8 protein-coding genes are annotated in these 11,811 nt (G+C 74.4%); all 8 read left to right on the top strand.

Translation table 11 applies throughout. From position 1 onward, the window contains the following. Positions 1-11 precede the first annotated feature (11 nt). The 8 genes from ACFQSB_RS30315 (at position 12) to ACFQSB_RS30280 (ending at position 11,809) form a co-directional block, all read left to right on the top strand. Positions 12-863, top strand: coding sequence for a 3-hydroxyacyl-CoA dehydrogenase family protein (locus ACFQSB_RS30315; protein ID WP_380830263.1), 852 nt, complete (start codon positions 12-14; stop codon positions 861-863). 86 nt (positions 864-949) lie between these two features. Continuing rightward, positions 950-1,195, top strand: a complete 246-nt coding sequence (locus ACFQSB_RS30310; protein ID WP_380830262.1) for an acyl carrier protein — start codon at positions 950-952, stop codon at positions 1,193-1,195. Between the two features lie 14 nt (positions 1,196-1,209). After that, entirely contained in the window at positions 1,210-2,370 is a 1,161-nt protein-coding gene (locus tag ACFQSB_RS30305; protein WP_380830261.1) for an acyl-CoA dehydrogenase family protein, read from the top strand. Then, positions 2,363-3,415 carry an HAD-IIIC family phosphatase gene (locus ACFQSB_RS30300; protein ID WP_380830260.1) on the top strand — a complete coding sequence of 351 codons (1,053 nt, stop codon included), beginning with the start codon at positions 2,363-2,365 and terminating at the stop codon, positions 3,413-3,415. The genes ACFQSB_RS30305 and ACFQSB_RS30300 overlap by 8 nt, the downstream gene beginning before the upstream one ends. A gap of 19 nt (positions 3,416-3,434) precedes the next feature. Beyond that, entirely contained in the window at positions 3,435-4,190 is a 756-nt protein-coding gene (locus ACFQSB_RS30295; protein ID WP_380830259.1) for a thioesterase II family protein, read from the top strand. Continuing rightward, positions 4,181-4,927, top strand: a complete 747-nt coding sequence (locus ACFQSB_RS30290; RefSeq protein ID WP_380830258.1) for a 4'-phosphopantetheinyl transferase family protein — start codon at positions 4,181-4,183, stop codon at positions 4,925-4,927. The genes ACFQSB_RS30295 and ACFQSB_RS30290 overlap by 10 nt, the downstream gene beginning before the upstream one ends. A gap of 88 nt (positions 4,928-5,015) precedes the next feature. Beyond that, on the top strand, positions 5,016-6,770 hold the full coding sequence (locus ACFQSB_RS30285; protein WP_380830257.1) for a fatty acyl-AMP ligase: 1,755 nt from the start codon (positions 5,016-5,018) through the stop codon (positions 6,768-6,770). 50 nt (positions 6,771-6,820) lie between these two features. Next, complete coding sequence (locus ACFQSB_RS30280) at positions 6,821-11,809, top strand: type I polyketide synthase (protein ID WP_380830256.1); 4,989 nt, start codon at positions 6,821-6,823, stop codon at positions 11,807-11,809. Positions 11,810-11,811: the final 2 nt, after the last annotated feature.

Below are 11,811 nucleotides of genomic sequence, written 5' to 3'. Positions count from 1 at the left end.
GAACGTCGACCATGAGCGTGATCGGTGTCGCCGGAGCCGGTGTGATGGGCACCGGCGTGGCCCAGAACCTGGCCCAGACCGGGCACCAGGTGGTCCTCATCGACAAGGACCCGCAGGTGCTCGGCACGGCGCTGCGGAAGATCGAGACGCAGGCGCGGATGAGCCGGCTGCTCGGCGGCCCGGCCGTGGACGCCGCCGCCGTGCTGGCGTCCATCACCACGGCGATGGGCCCCGAGGCCCTGGCCGAAGCCGACTTCGTGATCGAGAACATCACGGAGAACTGGGAGCTCAAGCGGGAGCTCTACCGGGAGATGGACCAGGTCTGCAAACCGGAGACCGTGTTCGTGGTCAACACCTCCGCGCTGCCGATCACGAAGGTGGCGTCGGTGACCGGCCGGCCGGACCAGGTGATCGGCGTCCACTTCATGAACCCGGTGCCGATGAAGCCGGCGGTGGAGCTCATCCCGGGCCACCACACCTCGGCCGAGACCGTGCGGCGCACCCGCGAGCTGCTGGGCGCGATGGGCAAGAAGGCGGTCGACGTCAAGGACGCCTGCGGCTTCATCTCCAACCGGGTGCTGATGCTGACCGTGAACGAGGCCGCGTTCCTGGTGCACGAGGGCGTCGCCACCGCCGAGGCCGTGGACGAGGTCTTCCGCAGTTGCTTCGGCCACCCGATGGGGCCGCTGGAGACCGCCGACCTGATCGGCGTCGACACCATCCTCTACAGCGTCGAGGTGCTGTACGAGCACTACGGCGACGGCAAGTACCGGCCCTGCCCGCTGCTGCGCACCATGACCGACGCCGGTCTGCACGGACGCAAGTCCGGCCGCGGCTTCTACGACTACGGCGCCTCCGCCTGACCGGCCGCACGGTCCGGTCCGGCCGCGCCCCTCAGTCCGGCCGCACAGTCCGGTGCGGCCGCAAACCACCACCGGGGAGGGACATCATGTCCGACCACGACACCACGACCATCGCCGCCTTCGTCCACCAGCGCTACCCGCAGGTGGAGTTCGCCCACGACCAGGACATCTTCTCGCTCGGGTTCGTGAACTCGCTGTTCGCGATGGAGCTGGTCATGTTCGTGGAGAAGACGTTCGGCTTCACGGTGCCCAACCAGGAGCTGCGCCTGGACAACTTCCGCACCATCGACTCGATCGCCGCGCTGGTCCGCCGCCAGACGGCGATGGTCTGACGGCGGGCACGGCGATGACCTCGTCGCTGACCGAGCCCGCCGCCCTCGACCTGGGCCCCGCCGTGGACCGGGCCGCGGCACGGCGCTTCGCGCAGACCCACCTGGCGCCGCTGGCCGGCCGGTTCGACCAGGACGGCCGCGTCCCGCGGGAGACGCTCGACCGGATCGGCGCCGCGGGATTGTGGGCGCCGTTCCTGCCGGTCGAGTACGGCGGCCGGGGAGCCTCGATGCTGACCGTGGGCCACGTCCACGAAGAGGTGGGCCGTGCCTGCTCGTCGGTGCGCAGCCTGCTGACCGTGCACGGGATGGTGTCCTGGGCCGTGCTGCGCTTCGGCGGCCCCGAGCAAAGGGAGCGGTGGCTGCCGCGGCTCGCCGCCGGAACGGTGCTGGGCGCCTTCTGCCTGTCCGAGCCGGGCGCGGGCAGCGACGCCGCGAACCTGACCACCCGGGCCACCCGCGGAGCGCGGGGCTGGGTCATCGACGGCGTCAAGAGGTGGATCACCGGAGGGCAGCGCGCCGACCTGTTCCTGGTGTTCGCCCGGACCGGCGGCGGCATCGGAGCGTTCCTGGTGCCGCGCGACGCGCCGGGCGTGACCGTCACCCCGATCCACGGCATGCTCGGCACCCGTGGCAGCATGCTCGCCGAAGTCACCTTCGACGGCGCGCAGGCCGGGCCCGACGCTCTGGTCGGCCCGGACGGCTTCGCCGCCGGCATGGTCATGACCGGCGTGCTGGACCTGGGCCGTTACAGCGTGGCCGCCGGGTCGGTCGGCATCCTGCAGGCATGCCTGGACGCCTGCGCCCGCTACAGCGCCCAGCGCGAAGTGAGCTCGGGACCGCTGTGCGACCTGCAGCTCATCAGGGCGAAGTTGTCCGACATGGTCACCGACACCCGGGCCGCGCGGCTGCTGTACGAGGAGGCCGGGCGGCTCAAGGACCGCGGCGACGCGGGCACGATCATGGCCACCTGGGTCGCGAAGTACTTCGCCTCCGTCGCCGCCGCCCGGCACGCCGCCGAGGCCGTGCAGATCCACGGCGCCGCGGGCTGCGCCCCGGGACACCCCGTGGAGCGGCTGTTCCGCGACGCCAAGGTCATGGAGATCATCGAGGGCAGCAACGAGATCCAGCGGATCACGATCGCCGCCGACGCATACAGGGAGGTCGCTCATGGGTGACGAACTGTCCGAGGAGAAGCGCCGCGGCCGGGTCAAGTGCGTGGTCTGGGACCTGGACCACACGCTGTGGGACGGCGTGCTGCTAGAGGACGGCGCGGTGAGGGTGAAGCCGGAGGTCGCCGAGGCGATCCACGCGCTCGACGGGCTCGGCATCCTGCACTCCATCGCCAGCAAGAACGACCACGAGGCGGCCTGGGAACAGGTCGAGAAGGCCGGCCTCGCCGACAGGTTCCTGTACCCGCAGATCGGATGGAACGCCAAGTCGCACTCGGTCCGGCAGATCGCCAAGAAGCTCAACATCGGGCTCGACGCGATCGCCTTCGTCGACGACCAGGAGTTCGAGCGGGCCGAGGTGGCCGCGGCCTGCCCGCAGGTCCTCTGCGTGGACCCGGCCGGCCTCGCCGGGGCGCTGCGGACGCCGGAGTTCCGGCCCCGGTTCGTCACCGCCGAGTCGCGCATGCGCCGCGAGATGTACCTCGGCCAGATCAGCCGCGACGACGAGGAGGAGCGCTTCGTCGGCACCGGCGAGGAGTTCCTCGCCCAGCTCGACCTCGTCGTGCGCATCGAGACCGCCGCGCGCGACGATCTCCAGCGCGCCGAGGAGCTGACCGTCCGCACCAACCAGCTCAACTCCACCGGCCGCACCTACTCCTACGACGACCTCGACAAGCTGCGCACCTCCGACGACCACCTGCTGTACGTCGTCACCCTCGACGACCGGTTCGGCTCCTACGGCAAGATCGGGCTGGTCCTCGTCGAGACCTCGGAGAAGATCTGGCACCTGCGCCTGCTGCTGATGTCGTGCCGGGTGATGTCACGCGGCGTCGGCACGATCGTGCTCAACCACCTGCTGCGCCGGGCCCGCGACGCCGGCGTGGAACTGCACGCCGACCTGGTCGAGACCGGCCGCAACCGGATGATGCAGATCGCCTACGCGTTCGCCGGCTTCCACGAGCTCGGCCGCGACGGCCGGCACGTGACGCTGCGGGCCGACCTCGGCGCCATCCCGCCCCCGCCGTCCTATGTCCGCCTGCTCACCGACTGACCGGACGGGAGACGCGACGGTGTCCGTACACCTCGGGGCCGGCAGATGGCTGCCCGGTCCGGTGGCCGCCGGGGCACGACTGCGGTTGCTGTGCCTGCCGCACGCCGGGGCGGGCGCCTCGGCGTACCGGCGGTGGGGCGCCGGGCTGCCGGCCTGGATCGGCGCGGTGCCGGTGCAGCCGCCCGGACGGGAGACCCGGCTGGGGGAGCGGCCCTACCGGGACTGCCGGGCGCTGGTGCGGGACCTGGCCGGCGAGGTCGCGCCCACGCTGAGCCGCCCGTACGCCGTGTTCGGGCACAGCCTCGGCGCGCTGCTGGCCTACGAACTGGTGCGGGAGCTGATCGAGAGGGGCTGCCCGCCGCCGGCGCGGCTGTTCGTGTCCGGACGCAAGGCCCCGCAGCTCGCCGAGACCCTTCCCCGCCTGGCCGGCGCCTCCCTCGACGAGCTGGCCGGCCTGCTGAGCCTGCTCGGCGGCACCCCGCCGGAGCTGCTCGGCGACCGGAAGGTGCTCGCGCTGATGGCGCCGGTGCTGCGCGCCGACTTCGCCGTCAACGAGAGCCACCACTACGCCCCGCACGCGCCGCTGGAGGTGCCGATCACCGCGTTCGCCGCCACCGCCGACGCCCGCGCCTCGGTCGCCGACGTCGCCGCCTGGGGTGCGCGCACCGGCGCGGAGTTCCGCCTGCACACGCTGCACGGCGGCCACTTCGCCGTGCTGGAACAGGCCACGCGGGTACACGCCCTGATCGCCGAGGAGCTCGCGCCGTGGAGCTGACCATCCTGCCACCACCGGTCCAGGGCCTGCGCCTGTGGCGGGTGCCGCTGGACCAGGACGTGGCCGCGCGCCGGCGCGCCTGGGCGCTGCTCAGCCCGGACGAGCAGGCGAACGCCGGGCGCTTCGCCCAGGCCGGGGACCGGCACCGGTACACGGTGGCGCGCGCCGCGCTGCGCACCGTGCTCGGCCAGGCCTGCCGCCTGCACCCCCGGGCGGTGCGGCTGGCCACCTCCGAGACGGGCCGTCCACGCCTCGCGCCGCGCGCCCGCCCCGGCGCCCGACCGCTCGACTTCAACCTCTCCCACAGCGGCGACGTCGCGCTGATCGCCCTGTGGCGCGGCACGGGACGCGTCGGCGTCGACGTCGAGCACGGCTCGGCACTGGTCGACTACGCCGCGGTCGCGCGGTCCATGTTCCCGGCGGTGGAGGCCGACCGGGTCGCCGCCGCCCGGGGCGAGGACCGCGCCGACCGGTTCCTGCGCCTGTGGACGGCCAAGGAGGCCTACCTCAAGGCCCTGGGCGTCGGCATCGCCCGGCTGCGCGACGTCGTGGTGCGTCCCGGCTCCGTGCGCCTGGGCGCGGACCCGCGCTCGGCGGGCCGGCTGTGGCCGCTGGACGTCGCGGCCGGATGCGCCGCCGCCGTGGTGCTGTGCCCGGCGACGCCGGGCCTCGGGACACCGGACGCGCGACGCCGAGGCACGACCGCGCGATGGAGGGTGAGCGATGGACGACCCTGAACCGTTCCGACCGGTACGACTAAGACGACTTCCGGCCCTGCCGGCCGCACGCGGGCCGGGCCTGGGCTCCCGCGACAAGGAGAAGCCGATGTCCACGAGCTTTGTCCACCATGTCCGAGCGATGCTGGAGCGCTACGCCGACCGGCGCCACTACACGGTCGTCCGGGAGATCGCCGGCGGAGTGGTGGAGGAGCGCACCAGCTACCGCCAGGTCGACGAGCGGGCCAGGCAGATCGCCGACGGGCTGGCCCGGCGGCTGGCCGTCGGCAGCCGGGTGCTGCTGGTCTACCCGAACGGCGCCGAGTTCCTCATCGCGTTCCTCGGCGCCCTGTACGCGGGCATGATCCCGGTGCCCGCGCCGCTGCCGCACGACGGCCGCAGCATGAAGCGCATCTCGGGCATCATGATCGACGCCGACGTGCGCCTGGTGCTCACCGCCGAGCAGAGCGCGCCGGGCGTCACCGAACTGCTGCGCGAGGACGGCCGCTTCGACGCGCTCGACTGCCTCGTCACCGACGCCGCGCCGCTGGGCGACGCCGCCCGGTGGCGCATGCCCGAGGGCGTCGGACCCGGCACGGTCGCGTTCCTGCAGTACACCTCCGGCTCCACCAGCGAACCCAAGGGCGTGATCGTCACCCACGCCAACCTGCTGGCCAACGAGCGGGAGCTGACGACGGCCTGCGCCATGGACGACGGCACGGTCATGGTCAGCTGGCTGCCGCACTTCCACGACATGGGCCTGATGGGCGGGCTGCTCGCGCCGTTGTTCGCCGGCGGCGACTCGGTGCTGATGACCCCCACGCACTTCATCAAGCGGCCGGCGCACTGGCTGCAGGCGATGACCCGGCACCGCGCCACCAACACCTTCGCCCCGAACTTCGCCTACGACCTGTGCCTGCGCCGGGTCACCGACGAGCAACTGCGCGAACTCGACCTCAGGACGCTGCACACCTGTATCAACGGCGCCGAGCCGATCCGCGGGCGGACGGTGGCGGACTTCACCCGGCGCTTCGCGGCGGCGGGACTGCGCCCCGACGCCGTCAAGCCCGGCTTCGGCCTGGCCGAGGCGACGCTCGCGGTCACCGCGACCCCCCGCGGGAGCGCCGCGCTCACCTGCGAGGTGGACCGGGATGCGCTGACCCGCCACCACATCGTGCCGGTCACCGCCGGGGCCGGCACGGTCCTGGTCAGCAGCGGCAGGCCGATCGAACAGCAGGTGCGCATCGTCGACCCGCGGACGCGGCGGGTGCTCGCCGAACGCGCCGTCGGCGAGATCTGGACGCGCGGCGCCAGCATCGCCCGAGGCTACTGGAACAAGCCCGGCGAGACGCGCGAGACCTTCGGGGCGCACACCGCGGACGGCGAAGGCCCGTTCCTGCGCACCGGGGACCTGGGCTTCCTGCTGGACGGCGACCTCTACGTCACCGGCCGGCTCAAGGACGTCATCATCGTCAACGGCCGCAACATCTACCCGCAGGACGTCGAGCAGCTCGTCGAGTCGGTGCACCCGGCGCTGCGGGGCAGGATCGGCGCGGCGTTCGCGGTCGGCGCCGACCCCGAGCACGTCGTGATCGTGCAGGAGACCAGCGTCCCTCAGCTACGCGGCCTGCCCGCGCGGGAACTCGCGCTGCAGGTGCGCCAGGCGATCGTGCGGACGTTCGACCTGTCCATGCCCGGCATCGTCCTGATCGCCTCCGGCGTGCCGCGCACCACCAGCGGCAAGGTCCGCCGGCGCGCCTGCCGGGACATGTTCCTGGCGCGGGACCTCAACCCGGTGCACGAGGACCTGCCGCCGCGGCTGCTGGCCCTGCTGCCCGAGCCGGTCGGCGCCGCCCGGCGGTGACGCCGCCGCCCGTGCGACCGGCGACCGACACCCCTGGAGGTCAAGGCACCATGGCAGCCACCGACACCGACAACGACACCGGCGCCGGTACCGAGATCGAGACCGGCGCCGAGATCGAGACCGGCGCCGACCCCGTCACCGTCGTCGGCGCCGGCGACCAGGTCCGGGACACCGACATCGCGGTCATCGGCATGTCCGGCCGGTTTCCCGGAGCCCGCGACGTGGCGGAGTTCTGGGCGAACATCGCCTCCGGGACCGAGTCGATCCGCCGGTTCGGCCGGGAGGAGCTGCTGGCGAGCGGCGTCCCCCCGGCCCTGGCCGACGACCCGGCGTACGTGCCCGCCCGCCCGGTGCTCGACGACGTACGCGGGTTCGACGCCGCGTTCTTCCGGTTCAGCCCGCGCGAGGCCACCATCGCCGACCCGCAGCAGCGGCTGTTCCTCGAATGCGCCTGGGAGGCGCTGGAGGTCGCCGGCCACCCCGACCCCGAGACGCGCGGCCGGGTCGGCGTCTTCGCCGGGGCCAACCTGAGCACCTACATGCTGGAGCGCGGCGCCCAGTTCGAGCGGGACCTGGGCGCCGGTTCCCTCGAGGTGGTCACCGGCAACGACAAGGACGCGCTGTCCACCATGGTGTCCTACAAGCTGAACCTGACCGGGCCCAGCGTCTCGGTGCAGACGTTCTGCTCGACGTCGCTGGTCGCGGTGCACCTGGCCTGCCAGGCGCTGCGCGCCGGTGACTGCGAGCTCGCCCTGGCCGGCGGGGTCTCGGTGCGGGTGCCGGACACGGTGGGGCACCTGTACGCGCCCGGCGGCCTCGCCTCTCCGGACGGGCGAGTGCGCACCTTCGACGCCGGCGCCCGCGGCACCATGTACGGCGACGGGGTGGCGGTGGTGCTGCTCAGGCCGGCACGGGCGGCGCTCGCCGACGGTGACACGGTGCTGGCGCTCATCCGCGGCTCGGCCGTGAACAACGACGGCTCGATGAGGTTCGGGTTCGCCGCGCCGAGCATGGCCGGGCAGGCCGCGGCGGTCTCGGCCGCGCTGGCCGGCGCGGGCGTGCGCGGCGACGAGATCGGCTACGTCGAGGCCCACGGGGCCGCCACCGAGCTCGGCGACCCGATCGAGGTGGCGGCGCTGAACCGGGCGTTCGGCGAGGCCGCGCGGGAGCGGGGCTGCGTGCTCGGCTCGGTGAAGCCCAACGTCGGGCACCTCGACCGGGCCTCCGGCGTCACCGGGCTCATCAAGGTCGTCATGGCGCTGCGCGAGGAGGTCATCCCGCCGACCCTGCACTTCCGCACCCCCAACCCGACGATCGACTTCGCGGGCGGCCCGTTCCGGGTCAGCGCCGAGCCGGTGCCATGGTCGCGGACGGACGGACGGCCACGCATCGCCTGCGTCAACAGCCTCGGCACGGGCGGCACCAACGCCCACGTCGTCGTGCAGGAGCCCCCGCCGGTTCCCGAGCGCCCGCCGGGGCCGCGCCGCCACCACGTGCTTCCGGTGTCGGCCCGCTCGCAGGCCGCGCTCGAGCAGTCCTGTGCCCGGCTGGCCCGGCACCTGGACGAGCGGGCCCCGCGCCTGGCCGACGTCGCGTTCACCCTGCAGGCCGGACGCCGGGTGTTCGACCACAGGCGGGTCCTGGTCGCGGCGTCGACCGCGCAGGCCGCGGCCCTGCTGCGCGGCGAGCCCGCCGGCGGCGCCCCGGCCCGCACCCGTCAGGAGACCTGGCGCGCCCGCCCGGTCACCTTCCTCATCGCCGGGGTGGGGGAGCGGTTCCCCGGCATGGTCGCCGGCCTCTACGCCACCGAACCGGTGTTCCGCGCGCACGTCGACGAATGCCGCGCGCTGCTCGGCGAGCCGCTCGCCGACGACATCCGGGCGCTGCTGCTCACGCCGACGTCCCCACCCGGCCTTCCGGCCCCGTCGCAAGCTCCGCCCGAGACCGAGCCGCACCAGCACCCGCCCACAGCGCCGCCGCGCGACATCGAGGTGGCCGAATCCGCCGCGTTCGTCGCCGGGTACGCGCTGGCCCGCACGCTCATGCACTGGGGCGTCACGCCCAGCACCATGATCGGCCACGGCGTCGGCGAGTACGTGGCCGCCTGCCTGTCCGGCGTGCTGTCCCTGCCCGACGCGCTGCGATTGGTGGCCTACCGGGCGCGCCTGATCGCGGCGTGCCCTGCCGGCGCCATGCTCGCCGTCGCGGCCGGCGAGGCCCGGCTACGCCGCCTGGTCCCCGACCTCGCCGCGCGGGGTGTCGACCTCGCCGCCGACCACGGAGACCAGGTCGTGGTCGCGGGCCCGCCTGATGCGGTCGCGAGGCTGGCCCGGGAACTGACCGAACGGGGAGTGGCCTGCCGGGAGCTGCCCGCCACCCGCGCGTTCCACTCCCGGATGCTCGCCGGCGTCCGCGACGAGCTCACCGCGTGGGTCGCCGCTTCGGTGACGCCGCGCCCGCCGGCCCTGCCCTACCTGTCGAACCTCACCGGCGCCCTCGCCACCGCCGGCCTGGTCACCGACCCCGGGTACTGGGCCGCGCACATGTGCGCCCCTGTCCGCTTCGCCGACGCGGTGGCAGTGGCGCTGTCCGACCCCGACACCGCTTTCGTGGAGATCGGACCCGGCCGGTCGCTGGGCGCCATGGTGGGCGCCCACCCGGCGTGCGGCCCGGACCGCCGGCCCCTCATCGTGCCGACGCAGCCTTCGGCCGGAGAGGACCGGCCCGACGACGAGGTGCTCGCCGAGGCCCTCGGCCGGATATGGCTCACCGGCGCCCACGTCGACTGGCTCACCTACAACGGCCGTGCCGCGACGTCCCCGAACCACAACGGCACGGCGCAGAGCCAGGCCGGAGCGGCGCAGGGTCAGGGCGGCGTGGCGCTGCCGAGGCGGGTGCCGCTGCCGACCTACCCCTTCGAACGCCGGCCGTTCTGGCTGGAGGCGCGGCGCGACCCCCTCATCGGGCCGGCGGCCACCGGGCCGGCAGTCGGCGGCCCCGCCTCGCGGAAGGACGAACCGGAGGTCCTGCCACTGCTGCCGGAGGACCAGTGGTTCCACCTTCCCGTCTGGCGGCAGACCGCGCCTCGGCGGCCCGCGCCGGTCGGCGGCGTCTGGCTCGTGCTCACCGCACCGGGCGCGGAGCCGGTCACCGACGCCCTCACCGCCCGCCTCGGCGCGCTCGGCGCCTCGTACGTCCTGGTCTCGCCCGGCGCCCGATACGCCGAGAGCGAGGACGGCTTCACCATCCGGCCCGGCATGCCCGAGGACGCGCGGGCGCTGCTCGACGTCCTCAAGGCGGCCGGGCGCCTGCCCACCCGGGTGGTCCACCTGTGGCACCTCGAAACGCCCGGCGAGGCCACGACCAAGGGCCTCGCCAAGGACCGGACCGAGTACCCGGCTCTGGGCCCGGCCGAGGATTCGGTCGAGCACTCGGTTGTGGGCTTGGCCGAGGATTCGGTCGAGCACCCAGCCGAGGACCTGGTCGAGATTCCGGCAGAGGACCGGCCCGAGGACGGGGCCGGGGACCGGGCCGGGGATCCGGCCGAGCGTGCCGTGCGGTACGGCCTGCACACCCTCGTCGGGCTGGCGCGAGCTTACGGCGACCTCGGCTTCCCCTGGCGGTTCGATGTCGTGACCACCGGCTCGCAGTACGTGCTCCCCGCCGACGCCGCGCGCATGCGACCCGAGCAGGCCACCGCGGTCGGCGCGTGCCGGCTGCTGCCGGTGGAGCATCCGGGTGCCGAAGGGCGACTGATCGACGTCGGGCGGCCGACCGCCGACGTGCCGACGCACCTCGTCGACGAGCTCCTCGGCGAACCCACCGACCGCGTCGTGGCGCTGCGCGAGGGACGGCGCTGGACGCCGTCGTACGGCCCCGCACCACGCCCGGCCGTCCTGGACGGCGCCCCACCGGTGCCTGGGCTGCGTCGCGGTGGCGTCTACCTGATCACCGGCGGCCTGGGTGCCGTCGGCATGGCACTGGCGCGTCGCCTCGCCGGGGAGTACGCCGCCAAGCTGGTCCTGCTCGGCAGAACTCCGCTGCCGCCGCGGGCCCGGTGGCCGGTCGTGCTGGGCGACGAGGCCGCCGCCCCGTCCCTGCGGCGTCGTCTGCGTGAGGTGCTCGAACTGGAGCGCCTGGGCGCGGAGGTGATCGTCGTCAGCGGCGACGTCGCCGACCGCACCGTGGTGCGCCAGGCCGTCGACCTGGCCAAGAAGCGCCATGGCGGCCTCGACGGGGTCCTGCACGCCGCCGGCGTGTCCGGCGCGGGCGTGTCCGGCGCAGGCATGTGGGGCGCGGGCGTGTCGGGCGCGGGCGTGTCGGGCGCGGGTGTGGGGAGTGCGGGCGTGTCGGGTGTGGGGCGTGCGGGTGCGGGGGTGTCCGGCGCGGGCATGGCCCGGTGCGCGACCGCCGACGGCATCGACCAGGTGCTGGCGCCGAAGGTGGCGGGTACCCGGACGCTGCTGCGGGAGCTGACGGGCGAGCAGGTCGGGTTCGTGGTCCTGTTCTCCTCGACCGACGCGGCCACCGGCGGCGATGCGGCCACCGGCGGCGGCGCGGGCCGGCTCGGCTCCTGCGCGGCCAGCGCCTGCCTCGACGCCTTCGCCTATGCCAGGCCGCTGCCCGGCACCCGAGTCGTCTCGATCGGCTGGGGCGAGTGGGTCTCGTCCCCCTGTGCCGATGGCCTGAACGGGCACGCCCCCGAGGCGGGGGAGGTCTCCGCCCGGCGGCGGGCCGTCTTCGGCATCGGGCCGGAGCAGGGCTGGCGGGCGATGCTCGACGCGCTGCGCATCGGCGAGCCGCATCTGGTCGTGTCCACCCAGGACTTCACCGAGCTCGTCGGCCGGAGCCTCCGGTACACCTCGGAGGACCCGCGCCAGGCCTCGCGGCCCGCCGCGTTCGCCGTCGCCACCACGCCGGAGACAGAGGCGGCGCCGGAGACGGCGATGGAGACGGCGATCGAGGACGCCGAGCCGGGCGCGGACCGGCAGGCCCGCGTCGACCGCCGCAGGCAGAGTCTGCGCGCCAGGAGGCGCTGAGC

The organism is Sphaerisporangium rhizosphaerae (assembly GCF_042665155.1).
Classification (GTDB): Bacteria; Actinomycetota; Actinomycetes; order Streptosporangiales; family Streptosporangiaceae; genus Sphaerisporangium; species Sphaerisporangium rhizosphaerae.
The sequence above is the reverse complement of the archived record's forward strand: the minus strand, read 5'-3'. Positions and strand labels throughout refer to the sequence as shown.